Here is a 19,685-nt window from a genome sequence, read left to right on the forward strand (position 1 = left end):
AATGATGCGCGAGAACCGTCCCTTCGTCTATTTAGGGGATTTTTACGGTTTGTCCTACATAAATGGTATATGATGTTAGAAATAATTCGTTGTGGATGTCGATACACGCTTCCACCAATATTCTCCTAATTCATACTCCAATATTCCTGCGTTTATTTGATATAATAATTTCGACATTAATTTTATTTTTCTATTCACCGTTAGGCAATTTCGGAGGTATGGAATAGAAATGGGACAAGCAAATTTCTTGTGAAAGCGCAAACAATAGGAAATAATTAGGACATTCAAAGAACAGAATGGAGTGAAACGTAATGAAGTTCGTAAAATTGCAAAATGAGAAGATCCCTCCAGTCGCCCTTGGTACATGGTCATGGGGCACTGGTGCAAACGGCGGGGATAAGGTTTTTGGAAATTATATTACAGAAACGGACTTAAAGCCGATATTTGATGCGGCGATGGCTGCCGGATTCAATTTATGGGATACAGCGGCTGTTTATGGGATGAACGCTTCGGAGAATATTTTGGGCAGTTTCATTAAAGGCAGGGAGGATGTGCTAATCTCCACTAAATTTACTCCACGAATGGCAGGAGACAATGAGAACGCTGTTGAGGAACACTTAAACGGAAGCCTAAACCGGCTCGGTGTAGAACATGCTGATATTTATTGGATACACAGCCCGGAAGATGTGCAAAGATGGACACCAAAACTTATCCCTTTAATGAAAAGTGGAAAAGTAAAACATGCAGGTGTTTCTAATCATAATCTCGACGAAATTAAATTGGCTGCCAGCATCTTGGCGGAAGCAGGACTGAAAATTTCAGCTGTCCAAAACCATTACAGCTTGCTCTACCGTTCCTCTGAAGAAGCCGGTATTATTGATTACTGTAATGAAAATAATATTGTTTTCTTTTCTTATATGGTATTGGAACAAGGTGCATTAACTGACAAATACAATCCGAAAAACCCTTTGCCAACTGGCACCAGAAGGGGCGATGCTTTTAATCCGGACGTTCTTGCCAAGATTGGAAGCTTAATCGAAGTAATGAGAGAAATCGGCAGCAAACATCATGCATCAACTGCACAAATTGCTACCGCTTGGTCGATTGCAAAAGGGACAGTACCGATTATTGGTGTAACGAAAATCTCCCATATAGAGGATGCTATAAAAGCTGCCGAGGTCAATTTGACAGCCCAGGAAATTTTCGAACTCGAAAAAGCGGCAGAGGAAACTGGCGTTGAGGTCAAAGGTGCATGGGAAAAGCCAATGAATTAACATAAAAATGATTAGACTACTAAGTTTTTAAACAAGGGGTGGCCGTAGCTGGCCGGCCCTTTTTTAGGTACCTTAGGAAAAGGGAGTATAGTCCATAACAAAAATTATGATAAATGGCTCTTGTGTTACATAATGCAGCGTATTATTGTTAAAACAACTTCAACTTGACCATTTTCTATTTGCTTTGGTTACGCGGTTTATTCCATTATTTGAGTTTAATACGAAGACTAATAAAAGTTGAAAATGTTTTTTAGAAAGGGAAAAATCATATGCTTTATATGTGGGATATTGAGAAGATCATTACAAATACATTAAAAGAGCTTAAACTAAAAATAAATGTTGAATTCACCAACAAACTCGCTGCACCAATGAGTTATAACGTATCCACAAATACGATAAAGTTTAACTACCTACAAATTAACGGATATAACGCTAAAATTAACTTTAAAGTTAGAGAATCAGATGAAAACTTTACGAAAATTATTCTTTATCATCAGCTAGGATATTATTTGGAATTCAGGAAAAATCCACGAGTTTTAAAGACTATTTATTATGGCAAAGAAGTAGAAAAGAAAAAGCTTTTAGCAGAAGTCGAAGAAAATGCTTGGGAACATGGAAGAACACTCGTACCGGTACATCTATTAGAAGCATATGATCAAGTACGTGAATTTGATAAACAACTGTTAAAGATGTGAAAAATTGATTCTATTATAAAAATACTTAAGAAGGTTGTTTTTGACTAAACGTATGTCTTACATATTTGAAATTTTAATAGGCCGAAAATATACAAGTGTTTTAACAAATGTATATTTTCGGCCAATTTTCATTCAAAACAAATATTTTTCTATTAAGCTGATTGCTTTATGTTTCTTTTTATTCGATCTTCTTCTTTTTTAGATGATTTAGGCATTCTAAATAATAAGATCAATCCGGCACTAAACATAAGAGTCCATACAAGGGCAAATTTGGTACCACTAAAATATATTCCAGAGACAGGAATCACCAGTAACAAGATGTTTTTTACATAATAATTTAGTTTAGGATTTATGACCATTAATAACGAAATAATAACAAGCACTGTAGCTATGGTGTTATTACCCAAAAAGGAAAGATTCGTATAATTTACATAGATGTAATACGCAAATGATCCTGCTATTGCAAATAGGGAAAGATAAAACCTTATCAATGAATTTTTATAAAAAAGAATCCAAACGGCAATAAAGTTCATTCCTGCACACATTCCAACTACAGATAATGTATGCGGAAAAGTACTAATAGGATCTTTCATAAAGTTCAGAATGAAGTTGATGTCGAAAAAAACAGCCGCTACAACTAAAATCTTAAAGACTAGTTTTATCCAGAACGTCTTTACTTTCTTTTTCTTATTTGGCGAAAAGAACTTGAATATCGAGAATACTCCTGCATAGCCATGATCATCGGCTTTCTTGTTCTTCCCCATAGACAATTTATTATGTTCCTTTTTTTCTCGTTCTCTTTTGACAGCTTGCCTCGTCGGGTAATCTCTTTCTATATATTCTTCTTCATTCTCTTTTTCTACTTGTTGGTCTGACTGTGAATCATAATCCAATGAAAATCACCTCAAGTATTTTTTTTCATTATATCTTATTTTGATATAATAATTAATTTCGAAGCTCTTTTAAAGCAGAGGAGCTTGGAATTACTCCAATTGTTTTAAATGGGGGGTGGAGGCTCCCATTAGGATTGGATAGAATCATAGTACTTAAAAGTTAGGAAACAATAAAGTTGAAATGTGACTGGTAACGAAAAAGGGGCATATAGTTGCTTTCCGAAATAGTTAAAAAGCTTCATGAAAGGTATCAGAAAATAGAGAAAAGGTACCAAAATGTGGAATGTGGTGATAGAATACTTCAAGTTATTCCCTACACATGGTAGAATGTTGAGAGTCTCAGTTTTGGGAGAGTGGTTATTTTGAAAAATTTTCTAGACAACTCACGTGCAACGCACAGAGCAAAGAAGAAAAAAATCAATATCATTTTAAACGGATCAATTGTAATTGTCCTTATACTTATTGCATTTGTATCTTATTCGATTTTTTCGGGAGGAGATGACAAGGCAGCATCTCAAAAAAGTGTTCAAGCTTCAGCCGAAAAACAATCAGTTCAAAATATAAAGAAGGATGAGCCAGCTGAGAAAAAGAGTTCATCAAGTAATCAAGCAAATGACGACTCATCGTCTGAAGATCAAACTCAAAGTAATCAAACGAATAGTGATCCAGCAGCAGGCAATGCATCCTCATCTTCTTCGGATAGTTCACAGGTAAGTTCACCAACATCACCTGCACCGGAAACACCGGCACAAACGGATCAGCAGCATGTTACAAACTATGATTCAAGTTCTCAGGATTGGCAGCAGATGCTGCAGACAATCTCTTCTGCTACTGGAATAGATCAAAGCAATATGACGGTATGGTTTTTAGGGAGCGACAAAAGCAACCCAGGCGGCTCAGTCGGGACGATATCAGCAAAAGAACAAGGCTCGCCAAAATATCGTGTGTATCTGCAATGGAATGGCTCAGGCTACCAAGCAACAAAAGTTGAACCAGCTTCATAAAAAGGAAAATAGGCTGTACCAAAGAATGTCCTTAGGCTGTCTAGAAACATTAGACAGCCTTTTGTTTGTGCGCCCGGCATGGGTGCAGTCTCTAGGGTGTAAGTCCCGAGCCACGAAGGCAGTAGTAGTGGTTAGCTTAACGCAAGGGTGTCCGTGGTGACGCGGAATCTGAAGGAAGCGAGCGGCAAACCTCCGGTCTGAGGAACACGAACTTCATATAAGGCTAGGTATCATTGGACGAGTTTGCAAACCAAAACGAAGTCCTTACTGCCGAAGGTGGTACAGAGTAAATGAAGCAGATAGGTGGAGGGAAAGACTGCATTCTTACCCGGGGAGGTCTGATTGATATACCAAGTACACTTGGTAACCTATCCAGCAATGGATAGCTGAACAATCAGAAGTCAGCAGATGTCATAGTACCATTCTAACTCGAGAAAGGATGGGAAGGACTGAACTATTAAGAAAGAATGAAATCTGCACATTCGGTGATTGCATTGAACACAGACAATCCGAAAGGACTTACCTAAAGGAGGAAGCGGTGAATCCGCTCGGGACTTTAGGAGGGTGGAGCAAGTACCGGCATAAACAGAACCTTCATTCACGTGGAAAGGAATAACATCATGTTAATGGAACGAATTTTATCACGGGAAAATCTCTTAACTGCCCTAAAAAGGGTAGAGCAGAACAAAGGAAGTCATGGCATAGATGGAATGTCCGTAAAATTCCTACGTCGACATCTCTATGAAAACTGGGATTCCCTTCGGGAAGCTTTGAGAACGGGTAACTATCAACCTTCTCCTGTCCGCCGTGTCGAAATCCCGAAACCAAACGGCGGGGTAAGGCTTTTAGGCATACCAACTGTGACAGACCGTTTCATCCAACAAGCAATTGCCCAAATATTAACGCCAATCTTTGACCCTACCTTTTCTAAAAACAGCTATGGCTTCCGACCTAACAGGAGTGCCCATAATGCGGTGAGAAAGGCAAAGGGATATATCAAGGAGGGGTTCCGTTGGGTAATTGATATGGACTTAGAGAAATTCTTTGATAAAGTCAATCATGACAAATTGATGGGAATACTCGCTAAAAGAATTGAAAACCGCACACTCCTCAAACTAATCCGGAAATATCTTCAATCAGGTGTAATGCTTAATGGGGTAGTACAGTTAACGGAGGAAGGCACTCCGCAAGGAGGACCTCTCAGTCCTCTCCTTTCAAACATAATTCTTGATAAGCTGGATAAAGAATTGGAAACCAGGGGGCATAAATTTGTCCGTTATGCGGACGACTGCAACATTTATGTTAAATCATTAAAAGCAGGGGACCGTGTAATGGAGTCCATTACGACGTTTATTGAGCAGAAACTAAAGTTGAAGGTAAACAGGTATAAATCGGCAGTTGACCGTCCGTGGAAACGAAAGTTTCTTGGTTTCAGTTTTACCTGGAATAAAGAGCCGAAGGTGCGAATTACGAAAGAAAGCATTAGACGCTTCAAGACGAAGATTCGAGAACTTACCTCTCGGTCAAAACCTTTTCCTTTGGAAGTAAGGATTGAAATGTTAAACCGCTATCTAACAGGATGGTGTGGGTACTTCGCTTTGGCTGACACACCAAGCAAATTCAAAGAATTCGATGAATGGATAAGAAGAAGGCTTAGAATGTGCGAATGGAAACAGTGGAAGAAACCTAAAACCAGAGTTAGAAAACTGATTGGTTTAGGTGTCCCTGATTACAAAGCGCATGAATGGGGTAACTCCAGAAAGAAATATTGGAGGGTCGCATGTAGCCCAATATTACACAAAACCCTCGATAATTCCTATTGGAATAAACGAGGGTTGAAAAGTCTATATAATCGTTATGAAATTCTTCGTCAATCTTAATAGAACCGCCGTATACCGAACGGTACGTACGGTGGTGTGAGAGGTCGGGGGTTAGTCACCCCCTCCTACTCGATTGCTTTGAAAAAAACTTGATTTTTTATAACCATATAGAATCAACGGACCTAATTTCGATTGGATGGAATTATTAATAGAAGAATTTAAGGTGAGAGGATTGAAAAAATTACTTAAAATTTATTGCCGGAAATGCAATATGTCTAAAGGATATTTACAAAAAATTCAGAATATAATATACAAAAGGATATAAGAAGGGGTATATTTGAGACGAATAGCTGATTTAATGTGGGAAGGTTTTACTTTAAAACAGATTTTCCATAAAAAAATAGTTATACCGTATCTTCTGTTTTTATGTTTTCTTATTTTATTTGAAGTATATTTGATTATTTTTCTGTTTACCTCACTTCAATTAGTTGCCCCAATTGGTTATAAGGCTACTTTCTATTTTTACGGTATTGTTTTATTTTTAATTTTCCTCTTTGGTTATTCAATAATGGTACTTATTGAAACAATTAAGGGAATTAGGAGAAAAAAAGGTTTGCTTATATAACCAACCAATAATGAGGTTGGTTTTTTTGTTTTACGGCTAATAACCGAACAAGGCTTTTCGAATCAGACAGATTTCGAAAAGGGATAATTAGAAAGGTTAAACTAACGGACAAAGGAATGGATTTAATGATAAGCTGAAGCTAAAATATTATTATATAGAGTGAAGAAAGTAGGAAAAATGAAAATGTATAGAATTGGCGTAGTTGGCCCTAGTTCGTCCGTACAGCGAATTCTCAATGTGGCGAATGAAATGGAACAAGAAATGGTATTTATCCCTTTCACCTATACAGAGGCGAAGGAAGTGGAAAAAATCATTACAGAACATGATAAACAAGTTGATTTTTGGCTTTTTTCAGGATATATCCCATACAGGGTTGCTACAAAAACAATATCATTGGACGAAAAGTCTGTTTATATATACTCAACGGAATCCAGTACCTATAAAAGTTTCATGGAACTGGTTTATTCTCAAGGGAGATTACTAGATCGAGTCAGCATCGATATATTTGCTCCCACGAATGTAGCCGAAGGAGAAAGTGTGAAGCAGTTACAAAAGACGATAACTGATCTTTACTTGAAAACGTTTGACGTTGACATTGATACCGAGGAATTGTTTCAATTCCATTATGATTTATGGGAACAAAAGAAAACTGATGGTGCTTTGACATGTTACCCCACTGTTCATGAGGCTTTAAGTAAAGCTGGTGTTCCGGCAAACGTAATGTCACCAACTCAAATTGAAATTTTTCAAACCATGAGGATTTTTTTCGAGAAGATCAAGACTTCATACTATAAAGATACTCAAATTGGTGTTGTAAAAATCGAGGTAGAAGATTTCGACTCTATTAAAGAGAAAATGGAGAAAACCTATCAAGTCCAATATTTAGAGCTAAGGATGAAGGAGACACTAATCCAGCTTTGTGAAAAAATAGACGGTTCTCTCTTTGAGGAAGGAAATGGACGGTATACCATTTTTAGTTCTCGGGGTGCAATTGAAAGGGAGATTCAGGCATTAAAGGAAAAGACCCAATTCTTGTCTCTTGAAGCTAATACAGCTGTTTCCGTTGGGATTGGATTTGGTAAGACGGTATTAACGGCAGAAATACATGCCCACCGTGCACTTCAACAGTCTAAGAAAAAAGTGGAACATGGGATTGTTATTATTCAAGATGATGGAATGGTCGTTGAGTCAGCAGGTCAGGAGGAGGAACTGACTTATTCTTACCGTACGGATGATAAAAATTTATTGGAGAAATTAAAGAATGGAAACATCAGTGTTAAAACTTTCAAGAAAATAGACGCTTTGATTAAAAAAATGAGTTGGAGTGATTTTACGACGAAGGAATTAGCTGCAAATCTTCAGATGGGTGAAAGAAATGCTCAGCGGATTGTGGCTGAACTGTGCGACATCGGCTTGGCCGAGTGTATTGGTGAAGAGTCGCAACATAATCGTGGAAGGCCAATTAAAATTTACCGGTTAAAATAAGCATTCCTAGAAGGATGCTTATTTTTTTTTGTAAAAAACTATTGAAGGAAACGAAATTTTCTCATAAAATAAATATAACGAAATTTTCGTTATATTGTCGTAAATAGAAAATAACTGTTACTCTTATGTTGGTAAAAGGAGGAAATCACAAGGATCAGCAAGTCCCATTTATTACTTTTAGTTGGATTCAAAAATGAAAACGCTACTAAAATTTGGTATTTCAAAAAAATGATTTTAGCTATTCCCCATTTTGGAATGGAAAGAGCGTATCATTAACAACTTCAAAAATTATTTGCATTTTTAAGAGGGGGAATTGGAAATATGATATCAAAACGCACAAGAAATTGGATTCTAGCGTTACTTTTTCTGGGGTGGTCATTAGGTAATGTAGATCGCTATTTAATGAATTTTGCTGTATTGTCCATTACGGAAGATTTACATTTGAGTGCATCCTCTACCGGACTCTTACTCAGCAGTTTTTTTGCCGGATATGCGATTATGCAAATGCCTGGAGGATGGCTGGCAGACCGATTCGGCCCTAGAAAAGTCCTCCTTGTCGCAGTTATCATGTGGTCAATTTTTACAGGATTGACCGGTGCTGCTTGGTCCCTTGCCTCTATGGCTATAATCCGCTTTCTATTCGGTATTGGAGAGGGTGGTTTTCAGCCTTCCGCTTCCAAAATCATATCGCTTACGTTTCCTAAAGAGGAACGTGCCCGGGCCATGTCGGTCATGCTGTCATCAAGCGGGATTATGACTCTTATTATCCCGATCGCATCTGTAGCGCTGCTTACAACGATCGGCTGGCGAACCACATTTGTCATCATGGGAATCTCCGGTGTTATTATCACAGTTCTTTACTGGTACTTCATTAAACTTCCAAAAAGCAATTTGGGAGATCACGCGACTCAAACTGTTGCATCGAATCAAAAGGGAATTTTCCGTTCGTTGTTTAAAATGCCTATGATATGGAGTTTAGTTATTGCTTATTTCTGTATTTATGCCGTTAACTGGGGACTGGCGACATGGATCCCAACCTATCTAGTGAAAACACGCGGTCTTGATTTAATTTCCCTTGGCTGGGTTCAGACGATTCCTGGTATAACGATGCTAGCTGGGATCTTTTTTGGTGGGTATATCATCGATAAGCTGCCAGCGGGACGAGAAAGATTGGCAGGAGGCCTTTCTTGTGCCGTTATTGGCATATTGCTGTACTTAATGTTTACTGCTACAAGTGTTACCTCTTTTATCACGTATCAAACGATTGTTAACCTATTTATTGCCTTTGTCATTATTCTATTACCAGCTATCATACTTAAACAATTGCCGTCCTCCGTCACTGGTACGGCGATGGGAATTGCCAATACTGGCGGACAATTGGCCGGCTTTATTACTCCGATGGCTATAGGATTTATCGTCGATGCATTTCATGGTTCCTTTAATGCTGCTTTTTGGATGTTAATTGTGTTCGCCATCATCTGTATTGGAGCGATATTAAGTATAAATGGTAAAAAAGCAGATCTCCTCCAGCCAAACGAAGAAGCTACAGCCTAAATGCATCATCCGTAAACAACTTTGAGGGAGGTCTTGTAAATGAATTTGCATGAACATATTTCTAAACTAATCGAAAAAAAGAGAGATAAAATGATTGAGCTGAGTGATCAAATTTGGAGCTGCCCGGAAATCTATTTTGAAGAACATCAATCTTCCAAATATATTTGTCAAGCATTGGAAGAGGAAGGGTTTCAGGTTGAAAGAGAGGTTGCCGGACTGCAAACCGGGTTTATTGGAAGCTATGGAACTGGTAAACCCATCATAGCTATTTTAGGAGAATTCGATGCTTTATCAGGTCTGAGCCAGCAAAAAGGCCTTGCCGAGCATGCCCCGTTGGTTTCAGGCGGTCATGGGCATGGATGCGGCCATAACTTGCTGGGAACCGGTTCATTTGCTGCTGCAGTTGCCGTTAAAGAATATATGGAGCAAACAGGTTTAAAGGGGACGGTCCGTTATTATGGTTGTCCGGCTGAAGAGGCGGGCTCTGGTAAAGCGTTTATGGCACGTGCGGGATTGTTTGATGATGTTGATCTGGCGCTTTCCTGGCATCCGTCGTCCGTAGCTGGTATATGGAATGTGAGCACCCTAGCAAACTACTCTGCGACGTTTAAGTTTAATGGAAAGAGTGCGCACGCTGCAGCTGCCCCTCACCTTGGCCGAAGTGCATTAGATGCGGTGGAATTGATGAACATCGGAGTCAATTATTTAAGAGAGCATATGATTCCGGAAGCGAGAGTGCATTATGCGATTACAGATACAGGCGGAACTTCTCCAAATGTCGTTCAACCACATGCTGAAGTTGTTTATTTTATCCGTGCCCCGAAAAAGCAGCAAGTAATCGATTTATACGAACGTGTATGCAATATTGCAAAAGGTGCGGCTTTAATGACTGGTACAACGATGGAAGTGGAGTTTGAAGGTACTGCATCAGATTTAATTCCAAATACAGCCTTAGCAGAGATTATGTACAAAAATTTAATGGCTGTCGGTGTTCCTTCTTATGATGAATTTGACCGGAAGTTCGCAAAAGAAATCCATGCGACTCTTTCTCCGGAAGACATTCGTGCAGATCTAGCTGGATTAGATAAAGAAACAGCAAAGAAATTAAAAGATAAAGAGATTGCAGATCTCATCCCACCTCTTGGCGATGAGGCTGCCTTATCGGGGTCGACAGATGTTGGCGATGTTAGTTGGGTTGTTCCAACGATGCAATGTTTGACAACCTGTTTCGCAATTGGAACGCCGCTTCATACCTGGCAAGTAGTGTCCCAAGGAGCAATGCCTATTGGCCACAAAGGCATGCTTCAAGCGGGAAAAGTGATTGCATGCACAGCCATCGAAGCTATGCAGAATCAAGATATTATTGATCAGGCGAAAGCAGAATGGAAAGAACGCCTGGAAGGGGAACCATATGTTTCTCTCATTCCTGAAGATGTGGTACGACCTCAAAAGGCGGTCTGTGTACAAAAGTAAGGTTATAAAAATATGTTCAACTAACAATAAGTGGGGGATGAAAACAACCCCCGCTTATTGTGGTTGCCCTTAATTTCGCATCTAAAGAAAGGAAAGATGGACCATGGCTGTTGCAATTCCGTATGATCAAGATAAAACATTTGAAATACAAAGGAATATGGTCAATTTAGATAAATGGGTTGAGGACTTTCGTTCCTATGCCAATGGTGGTCGATGTGCTTCCTATATTCCTGCCTTAGACAAGGTGAATCCATTTCAATTAGGAATTGCGATGGCAGGACCGGATGGAATGGTCTTAAAGTCCGGAGAGTGTGAAGCCACTTTTACCTTACAAAGTATTTCGAAGGTTATTAGCTTTATTGCTGCCTGTTTAGACTTCGGTACTAAATATGTCCTAGATAGAGTAGATGTAGAACCAACTGGAGATGCGTTTAATTCGATTATTCGGTTGGAAGTTCACAAGCCGGGAAGACCTTTTAATCCTATGATTAATGCGGGTGCGCTTACTGTAGCTTCTTTGCTTGGAGGAAGATCACCACTTGAAAAAATCGAATCGTTTTTGACATTATTTGAGAAGATGGTAGGAAAACGCCCGTCCATCAATGAGGAAGTATTTCAGTCGGAATGGCAAACGGCTCATCGTAATCGAGCCTTGGCTTATTACTTGAAAGAGACAGGATTTTTAGAATCAACTGTTGAGGAAGCTTTAGAGGTCTATTTAAAGCAGTGTTCTGTGGAGGTAAATACCCAGGATATAGCTATGATTGGTTTAGTTCTTGCTTACGATGGATTCCATCCAATTCGACGGGAACAGATTTTTCCAAAAGAAGTTGCCAAATTAACAAAAGCATTGATGGTTACCTGCGGAATGTATAACGCTTCTGGTAAATTTGCAGCTCATATCGGTTTACCCGCCAAGAGCGGAGTTTCAGGAGGTATCATGGTTGCCGTTCCGGCCCATGCCAGTACTCAGAAGTCTCCTTTTCCGGATGGATTTGGTATTGGAATATATAGTCCAGCAATAGATGAATGTGGAAATAGCGTTGCAGGGAAGATGTTGTTAAAGCACATAGCAAGAGAATGGGATTTAAGTATTTTTTGATGCTATCATGCACTCTAAACTAGGGCTTTATATCCAGGATATGTTGCAAAACTTGGATAAGCCGTTCATTTATGCACGTACGGATCTGTGAGAGGCGCATGAAATTCTTCATGCGCCTACTCTATTTCGCTAGGATTCTTTAATAAAAGTTTGGAAGAATTTTGATTGGTCTAATATTAAATAAATTAAGTAATTTTGTAGAAAAGTTTTCAGTGAAATGACCCTATAAAATATTGACTTTTCAGAATATTGTAATTAAAATGATAAAGTGAGTGAAAGTTAAAAAAATGAACGTTCATTTAAAAATACAACCTCTTTAACCTCTAAGCATTTCAAAAATTCCCACCTTCAGAAAAGCAAAAGCATATTTCAACCGGCAATAGAAAAAAATTCCAAAGCAATTTGTGGATCATTTAATATCCTTACATAACCTGATTTTTAAAGAAGTAGAATTGATCGTGTATTTGACGTTCCAATTGATGGGAATAGGTTTATCGACCGAAAACTGGCGGAAATTAAAGTTCTGCATCATGTGCGGTTTTTAATGCTGTCTCAATCTGCCGTCCCTCTTTTTGATAACGAAAAATCCACTGACCTAAGGAAGGGTAGACAAGGATTTAGATTGACTTTGTACCATAATCTATTAAATCAATACTGGTTATAAATGAGGGGGCAATTATGAGAGTTGGACATTTAAGGAGGTGGGAGCGGGAGTTTCAATCTAGCGGAATATATCTTTTATGTTTATTTAAAATCTTTGTAAAAAGCAGTCCTAAAAATGTGCAAAGGAGAATCACTAATGGCTAACCATCAATTTAGTATCGGCGTCGATATTGGGGGAACATTTACCGATTTAGTTGTTGTGAACGAAGAGGGGAAAGTTTTTCGATCAAAAGCATTTACCACACCGGACGATTACCCTGAAGGAATCATTCATGCATTAGAACGCATATGCAATGAAGAATTGCACATAAGTGTTTCCGAGCTCCTCCGGCAAACGAAAGTGTTTGTGAATGGGACGACCATTGTGACAAATGCGCTTGCCGAATTAAAGGGCATGAAGGTAGGCCTGCTTACGACACAAGGATTTAAAGATACATTGCGCATCGCCCGTTCTGCACGGACGAATGAATTCGATTTACAAACACAAGTGCCGCCTCCCGAGCTTGTTCAAAGAGATTGTATTGCGGAGGTTTGGGAGAGGGTTGATTACTCAGGTAAAGCGGTTGTCCCATTGAACGAGGATCAGGCACGGCAGCAAATCCGTTATTTGGTTGAGGAAAAAGGCGTTGAAGCCATTGCGGTTTGTTTCTTATGGTCTTTCCGCAATCCAAGTCATGAACAACGGGTGAAATCAATCATTCATGAGATGTACCCGGATTTATTTGTTTCGGTTTCTTCCGATATTTACCCTGTGTCCCGGGAATATGAACGAATGGTAACCACTACTTTGAATGCGTTTACATCTAGAGGGGCCCGTGAATATCTGACAAGCTTAGAAAAACGGCTTGCAGAAAGGGGATTGAGAGTTCCTGTAGGAATGATCCAATCTACCGGAGGAATTACCACAACAAGCGAAGCCAGTGAAAAGCCTATCAGCCTATTAAATTCCGGCCCTGTTGGCGGAGTGGTTGCAGCCAACAGTCTTGGAAAAGCACTTCAATTGAAAAACATCATTACGGCCGATATGGGCGGCACAAGCTTTGATACTTCGGTTATTGTAAACAATGAAATCACCCATATACACCGTGCCCGTGTCAATCGTCTTGATACAGGCCTATCGCTTGTTGATATCAATGCGATTGGTGCTGGGGGGGGAAGCATTGCTTGGCTGAATGAGCAGGGACTCCCGCAAGTTGGGCCAAAGAGTGCAGGCTCACAACCGGGACCAGCCTGTTATAACCGCGGCGGAACAGAACCAACTGTAACGGATATTGCCGTTGCCCTCAATTTTATTGACCCGGACTATTTTCTAGGCGGGTCCGTTAAATTAAATAAAGCGGCAGCCATTAAAGCGATTGATGAAAAAATCGCCCGGCCGCTTGGTATTCCAACCGTGGAAGCTGCAGCGGGTCTATTTGATCTGGTCATCGCGAACATGAGCAATGCGGTTCGAGCCGTTTCCATTGAAAAAGGTCATGACCCTCGTGAATTTACGATGATTTCTTACGGCGGGGCATCGGCATTGTATATTGCAGCTATTGCTCAGGAGCTTGGCATCAAAAATGTGATTATCCCCAATAATGCTTCGGTTTTCTCGGCATACGGCTTACTTTGGTCTGATTATAGCAGAAGCTATGTCCAAACCGTGAATTGGAATTTGGCAAATGGTGATGTCAATGCGTTGAATGATAAATTAGCTGAATTAACCACCCTTGCCCAGAAGGATTTGGCGGATAATGGTTTTAATGAAAATGATATCAGGATTGTTTGGGAAGGCGACTTTAAATTTGGAACTCAAGCCTTTGAGTTGACGATTCCGCTTCCAAAACGGTCCTTGACCGAAGACGATCGCGCTGTATTGGCAAAAGCCTTCTCCAAAGAATACGAAAGATTGTACGGTACTGGAACATCATGGGATGGGGCCGATCACTTAACGATTCTATTAAATGTTAGGGTTACCGGAATCGGAACCATTCAAAAGCCATCGTTACAAACCTTTAGCCGAAGCCACTCCATCACAGGTTCTGCCAAGACAGCCGAAAGGGAAGTTTACTTGCCTCAGGAACGGCAAACAAAAATAGTTTCCATCTATAAGGCTGAACTTTTAAATACTGGAATGGGGGTCAATGGCCCCGCCGTCATTGAAGCAAAAGATACCACCATTTATATACCTGAGGATGCCTACATCAGGGTGGATCAATATGGCAACTATTGTCTGACACTTGAAACTGTGGAGAACGAACAAAAAACGTTAGTTACCGAAGGTCAAGGAGGCAAATAATATGGCAATGGAAAAAGTCCAACCACAAAAAGAGTTTGATGCATTTACCGCCCAGGTGATTCAATCACGGTTGAAAAGTGTTGTGGAAGAGATGGCTACCACACTATTGCGGACTTCCGGTTCTCCAGTCTTAACGGAGGCGCAGGATTTTTCCACAGCTGTCTTTGATGTGAATGGTGAACATATTGCTTTTTCCGGTTACGTAGTAGCCCATATTGGTTCTTCGTTAATTGGCGTACAAGCCGTCTTAAGGGAATATGAGCTCGAGGATATTCATCCGGGGGACGCCTTTATTTGTAATGATGTTTATTCTGCCGGGGCTATTCACCAAGGGGATGTTGGGATTATCTCACCGATTTTTTATCAGGATGAATTGGTCGGATGGTCATTTTCTAACGCTCACGTTCTCGATGTTGGCGGAATGTCGCCAGGTGGCTGGGCTCCTGCAGCTTATGATGTATATAGTGAAGCCATCAGCTTCCCTGCTGTTCGGATTATGGAAAGAGGAAGAATGAATCGGGATATCCAAAGGATCCTGATGAACAATGTTCGCCTTCCAATCCCTGTCATTAATGATGTGAAAAGTTTAATCGCCGCCAATATTACCGCCGAACGAAGGGTTAATGCGCTGATCGATAAATACGGTTTAGAGGATTACAAGCGGTATTGTGAAATTAACAAGGATTTAGCTGAACAAACGATTCGCAAACGCATCCGGGATATTCCAAATGGAGTTTATCACACAAAAGAATGGGTGGAGTACGATGGTCATGGAGCAGATAATCTCTATCCGGTGGAATGTAAATTAACAGTGGAAGAAGATCACCTCCATGTTGATTTAAGTGGATCCTCCCCACAGGCAGATGGGTTTATCAATGCGGGACCAGGTGCTATTTATGGAGGATTGTATGGCGTCATTGCGATGACCATTGGCTGTGATATCCCGGTCAATGCAGGAATGCTGCGACCGCTCACAATTGAACTCGGACCGCCTGGAACGATTGTAAACCCTGTGATCCCGGCTCCTGTTTCGTGCGGGCACATGGAAACAACAGGAAAAGCGGGTAAAGCTTTTTACGAGGGAATTTTTAAAGCGTTGCAGCTCAGCGAAAATCCTTGGCTTAGGAACCGGGTTGCTGCGATTGGTCACAACAATTGGCCGGGGAATTCTTGGGTCGGGTTGGATCAATATGGCCAGTATACAGCGTTTCCTGCATTTGATTGCGGTTCTGGCGGTGTGGGTGCCCAGGCTACCTGCGATGGACTGGATATTGGCGCATTTGAAATGCAGCAGAATAATGGAATTCCTGATGTGGAAACAAATGAAGGGCTGTACCCGATGTTTTATTTTTACCGAAAAATTAACGTGAATTCCGGAGGTCCCGGATATCATCGCGGCGGTCAGGGAATGGATTATGCCTGGATGCCGTACAACAATCAAGGATTACTCGGTACCATTGAAAACGCCTGTGCCGAAATGCCTGCACATGGCACTCTGGGCGGATACCCGGGTGGAACGAGTTCTTTTAATAAGATTGATGAATTTGATATCAACCAGTTCATTGCTGAACATGGACGTCTGCCAATTCCTAATGAGCTTACCAATTATACGACCCTTCCCAACCATATTGCCGGAATGCCTCTTGGACCAAAGGCAGTGTTTAAGCAAGTGACAGGCGGTGGGGCCGGAATCGGAGATCCGTTATTGCGTCCGATTGCGATAGTGGAAAAAGATTTACAGGATGAATATATTACCCCTGATCTGGCTGAAAAAGCGTATGGAGTAATCTGGAATGCATCTGAACGAAGAGTTGACTTAGAGGCAAGCCATGAAAAACGCCGCTCCATTCGTCGTGACCGGATCGGCCGGAATCCTGAAGTTGAGGTCTCTGAACAGGAGAAATTAAAGGTTCCGTTAAAATTTGTCCATAAAGCAGGCAAAAAATTAGTTTCTTGTAACTTCTGCGATCATGAACTGTCCGAAAGCAATATGAACTGGAAGGAAGGAGCCGTACAGCGAAAAGCTGATTTAGTGGAAACGATGTCTGAACTGGGGATTTATGTCCAGCCCCGGGAATCTGGGAAGGCTGAACTACACGAAGCAATTTGTCCTTCCTGCGGCACCTTGCTGCAACAAGACGTGTTAACGGAAGAAGTTAAAGAATTTAACGATTATGTCCTCACAAACTAATCATTAGATAGTTACTACAAACTGAGTTCAGCTTACTGGACTCAGTTAGTCGTTATTTCTTAAATCAATAATTATATTATGTTAATTTAATTAGGAATATCTTTCCCCAAATCGATGATAGAAGGAAGTAAATGTGCCCCCCTTTCTTAATTAGTAAGCATGGTCTTTTCCTTGATCCCTAAACCAAATATTTGCTTCTCATGAAGTATTTGCTATAATACTAGTTGAGTAATTTGCTTGACCAATTGAATCTGACATAGCTAGTAGGTGCCTTATCATTGGATAAGGTTAAAAGGGAAGCCGGTGTGAATCCGGCGCGGTCCCGCCACTGTTATTCGGGGATAACCTCGCAATACCACTGTTCCAGCTAAGGAATGGGAAGGAGAGGAAGTCATGTTACCCGTAAGCCAGGAAACCTGCCTATTAAGCTTGCCAACGAAATCCTTCGCGGAAAAGGATCGGCATAATCAGTATAAATATGTTTATTTTTTCTGATTTTCGCGCGCCCTGTTTCCGAATGGAAGCAGGGCTTTTTCGTTGTTATGGGAAAGACTTCAAGATATCAAGCTCATCTCGAACTATAAACGAAGGGAAGAGAATTGAGTAATGAGAAAGTTTTTGGCATTAATTTTGACTGTAGTAATGATGGTGACGATCAGCGCATGTGGGACAACAAAAGATTCTTCAGGTGCAGATAAAAACCAAAAATCCGAAACAGCAACGAAAGAGGTAACGGACAAAGCAACCGTTTACCCGCTTACAGTGAAGGATGCGACGGGTACTGAAATAACTTTTGATAAGGCGCCGGAACGTATTGTATCTACCTCTCCATCGGAGACAGAAATTCTTTTCGCTCTAGGCCTAGGCGATAAAATTTACGGTGTATCTGATTTTGATGATTACCCTAAAGAAGCAGTGGCAAAGCCAAAAGTAGGCGGGGTGACAAAGCCAAATGAGGAAGCCATTATAGCGGCTAATCCGGATTTAGTAATCGGTGGCATTTCAATGAAGGATGATATTGCTGAAAAATTTCGTGGTTTAGACCTTAAGTTATATAAAACTGAGCCTAAAAAGATGGAGGATATTTTAAATAATATTATCCAAATTGGTATCATTACAGATACTCAGGAAAAAGCAGAAGAACTCGTGGCACAAATGAAGGTGGATATTCGCACAGTAACAGAAGCTGCTGCAAAAATTAAGGAAGAAGATAAGAAAAAAGTCTATATTGAATTTTCTCCAGGTTGGACGGTTGGCAAGGGTGAATTTATGGATGAACTGATTACGATGGCTGGCGGCGTTAATATTGCCTCAGATATGAAAGGCTGGAATGCCATCAATGAAGAGAAGATCATTCAGGACAACCCGGATGTCATTCTCTACTCCGCAAATGTTGTTGATGATAAGTCTGGCAAACCGCTAGAGGAATTAATTAAATCTAGAAGCGGCTGGGATAAGATTACAGCTATTCAAGAAGGTCGACTGACGGGGATCGAAGGAAATATTATGTCCAGACCTGGACCGAGAATAACAGATGCACTGAAGCAAATCGCTGAAGCCATTTATCCGGAATCGTTTAAGAAATGAAAAGAAGATTAGCAATATGGGGGGGAGCGGGTTTCGTTCTCCTTCTTTTCTCAGGGGTCATTAGTTTATCGCTTGGTTCTGCTAATCTGCCGCTTTCGCAAGTTTGGGGAATTCTCTTACACCAGCTGCCTTTTTTACATAGTCTCATAGATTCCAACTGGCCTGAATCAGCTGAGCAAATCATTTTAAAAGTTCGTTTGCCACGGGTTTTTCTTGCCATTCTTGTTGGGGCGTGCTTATCACTTGCTGGTGCTGGCTTTCAAGGAGTGTTACGCAACCCGTTAGCAGATCCGTATACATTAGGGGTAGCATCTGGGTCAGCGGTAGGTGCTGCTTTCATCATTTTATTCGGGTATCATACTAGTTTATTTGGTAATTGGACGATACCACTGGTTGCATTTGTGACAGGGCTGATTAGTTTACTTGTTGTACTCCGTTTAGCAAATGTACATGGCAAATTTAAACTAGAAACCATCATTTTATCTGGGGTTGTCGTTTCTGCTTTTCTAGGGTCACTTGTTTCCTTTATGGTGTCAATGTCCGATCAAGTGGTGAATGAAATCGTCTTTTGGCTGATGGGGAGTTTAGCCCTAAGAGGTTGGTCATTTACCTTTGTACTCATGCCTTATTTAGCAATTGGAATCGTGGTGTTGCTGTCATATGGACGTACATTAAATTTGTTTGCATTAGGAGAGCGGCAGGCAGCACATTTAGGTGTCAACATTAAACGTACACGGCTAGTGGTGTTGGTCGTTTCCACCCTAATCACCGCTGCCGCAGTATCAATCGTAGGAACGATTGGTTTTGTCGGACTTGTCGTTCCACACTTAGTGAGGCTTATAGTTGGGCCGGATTACCGATTATTACTGCCATTGTCCGTGATATTCGGTGCCATATATGTCCTTTGGGCAGATACGATTGCCCGTACCTTACTTAGCCCAACGGAGATTCCGCTCGGGGTTGTGACCGCATTTCTTGGCGCTCCATTCTTTGCGTACTTACTTCGTAGAAGCAAGCAAATGACAGGGGGAAGTTGAT

At 40.7% G+C, this 19,685-nt stretch carries 13 protein-coding genes and 1 riboswitch; of the genes, 12 read left to right on the forward strand and 1 reads right to left on the reverse strand.

Annotated elements, in window-relative coordinates; translation table 11 throughout:
* Window positions 1-311: 311 nt before the first annotated feature.
* Window positions 312-1,274 (forward strand): aldo/keto reductase, encoded by a 963-nt coding sequence (locus ACNQGS_RS19820; RefSeq protein WP_491488866.1) that lies wholly within the window; start codon window positions 312-314, stop codon window positions 1,272-1,274.
* A gap of 278 nt (window positions 1,275-1,552) precedes the next feature.
* A complete protein-coding gene (locus ACNQGS_RS19825) occupies window positions 1,553-1,969 on the forward strand; it encodes a hypothetical protein (protein WP_491488867.1) in 417 nt (138 codons plus the stop codon).
* 152 nt (window positions 1,970-2,121) lie between these two features.
* Here the strand turns inward: ACNQGS_RS19825 and ACNQGS_RS19830 are convergent, their stop codons facing one another.
* The gene (locus ACNQGS_RS19830; protein ID WP_491488868.1) at window positions 2,122-2,862 is read right to left on the reverse strand and encodes a hypothetical protein; all 741 of its coding nucleotides are present in this window, start codon (window positions 2,860-2,862) and stop codon (window positions 2,122-2,124) included.
* Between the two features lie 362 nt (window positions 2,863-3,224).
* Here ACNQGS_RS19830 and ACNQGS_RS19835 point away from each other — a divergent pair, with 362 nt between their 5' ends.
* The 10 genes from ACNQGS_RS19835 to ACNQGS_RS19880 all read left to right on the forward strand — a co-directional run bounded on the left by ACNQGS_RS19835 (window position 3,225) and on the right by ACNQGS_RS19880 (window position 19,684).
* On the forward strand, window positions 3,225-3,866 hold the full coding sequence (locus tag ACNQGS_RS19835; RefSeq protein ID WP_491488869.1) for a DUF1510 family protein: 642 nt from the start codon (window positions 3,225-3,227) through the stop codon (window positions 3,864-3,866).
* 620 nt (window positions 3,867-4,486) lie between these two features.
* Window positions 4,487-5,746 carry a group II intron reverse transcriptase/maturase gene (ltrA, locus tag ACNQGS_RS19840; protein ID WP_491488916.1) on the forward strand — a complete coding sequence of 420 codons (1,260 nt, stop codon included), beginning with the start codon at window positions 4,487-4,489 and terminating at the stop codon, window positions 5,744-5,746.
* Window positions 5,747-6,494: 748 nt separating this feature from the next.
* Window positions 6,495-7,796: a hypothetical protein gene (locus ACNQGS_RS19845; RefSeq protein ID WP_378582493.1), complete on the forward strand. Its 1,302-nt coding sequence runs from the start codon at window positions 6,495-6,497 to the stop codon at window positions 7,794-7,796.
* A 321-nt stretch (window positions 7,797-8,117) separates the two neighbouring features.
* The gene (locus ACNQGS_RS19850) at window positions 8,118-9,350 is read left to right on the forward strand and encodes an MFS transporter (RefSeq protein ID WP_491488870.1); all 1,233 of its coding nucleotides are present in this window, start codon (window positions 8,118-8,120) and stop codon (window positions 9,348-9,350) included.
* A gap of 39 nt (window positions 9,351-9,389) precedes the next feature.
* On the forward strand, window positions 9,390-10,823 hold the full coding sequence (locus ACNQGS_RS19855) for a M20 family metallopeptidase (RefSeq protein ID WP_378582022.1): 1,434 nt from the start codon (window positions 9,390-9,392) through the stop codon (window positions 10,821-10,823).
* Window positions 10,824-10,926: 103 nt separating this feature from the next.
* A complete protein-coding gene (locus ACNQGS_RS19860) occupies window positions 10,927-11,925 on the forward strand; it encodes a glutaminase (RefSeq protein WP_378582021.1) in 999 nt (332 codons plus the stop codon).
* 799 nt (window positions 11,926-12,724) lie between these two features.
* On the forward strand, window positions 12,725-14,869 hold the full coding sequence (locus tag ACNQGS_RS19865) for a hydantoinase/oxoprolinase family protein (RefSeq protein WP_491488871.1): 2,145 nt from the start codon (window positions 12,725-12,727) through the stop codon (window positions 14,867-14,869).
* A gap of 1 nt (window position 14,870) precedes the next feature.
* Entirely contained in the window at window positions 14,871-17,060 is a 2,190-nt protein-coding gene (locus tag ACNQGS_RS19870) for a hydantoinase B/oxoprolinase family protein (RefSeq protein WP_378582019.1), read from the forward strand.
* Between the two features lie 248 nt (window positions 17,061-17,308).
* Window positions 17,309-17,498, forward strand: a riboswitch (cobalamin riboswitch).
* A gap of 168 nt (window positions 17,499-17,666) precedes the next feature.
* A complete protein-coding gene (locus ACNQGS_RS19875) occupies window positions 17,667-18,647 on the forward strand; it encodes an ABC transporter substrate-binding protein (protein WP_378582018.1) in 981 nt (326 codons plus the stop codon).
* Window positions 18,644-19,684: a FecCD family ABC transporter permease gene (locus ACNQGS_RS19880; protein WP_378582017.1), complete on the forward strand. Its 1,041-nt coding sequence runs from the start codon at window positions 18,644-18,646 to the stop codon at window positions 19,682-19,684. Before ACNQGS_RS19875 ends, ACNQGS_RS19880 begins: the two co-directional genes overlap by 4 nt.
* Window position 19,685: the final 1 nt, after the last annotated feature.

The sequence above is a fragment of the Neobacillus sp. PVCKKU3 genome (assembly GCF_058323225.1).

Bases quoted from the DNA above. Each gene is read 5' to 3' on its own strand.
- ACNQGS_RS19855 (WP_378582022.1), top strand. From the start codon at position 9,390: ATGAATTTGCATGAACATATTTCTAAACTAATCGAAAAAAAGAGAGAT.
- ACNQGS_RS19865 (WP_491488871.1), top strand. From the start codon at position 12,725: ATGGCTAACCATCAATTTAGTATCGGCGTCGATATTGGGGGAACATTT.
- ACNQGS_RS19825 (WP_491488867.1), top strand. From the start codon at position 1,553: ATGTGGGATATTGAGAAGATCATTACAAATACATTAAAAGAGCTTAAA.
- ACNQGS_RS19870 (WP_378582019.1), top strand. From the start codon at position 14,871: ATGGCAATGGAAAAAGTCCAACCACAAAAAGAGTTTGATGCATTTACC.
- ACNQGS_RS19880 (WP_378582017.1), top strand. From the start codon at position 18,644: ATGAAAAGAAGATTAGCAATATGGGGGGGAGCGGGTTTCGTTCTCCTT.
- ACNQGS_RS19820 (WP_491488866.1), top strand. From the start codon at position 312: ATGAAGTTCGTAAAATTGCAAAATGAGAAGATCCCTCCAGTCGCCCTT.
- ACNQGS_RS19860 (WP_378582021.1), top strand. From the start codon at position 10,927: ATGGCTGTTGCAATTCCGTATGATCAAGATAAAACATTTGAAATACAA.
- ACNQGS_RS19875 (WP_378582018.1), top strand. From the start codon at position 17,667: ATGAGAAAGTTTTTGGCATTAATTTTGACTGTAGTAATGATGGTGACG.
- ltrA (WP_491488916.1), top strand. From the start codon at position 4,487: ATGTTAATGGAACGAATTTTATCACGGGAAAATCTCTTAACTGCCCTA.
- ACNQGS_RS19850 (WP_491488870.1), top strand. From the start codon at position 8,118: ATGATATCAAAACGCACAAGAAATTGGATTCTAGCGTTACTTTTTCTG.
- ACNQGS_RS19845 (WP_378582493.1), top strand. From the start codon at position 6,495: ATGTATAGAATTGGCGTAGTTGGCCCTAGTTCGTCCGTACAGCGAATT.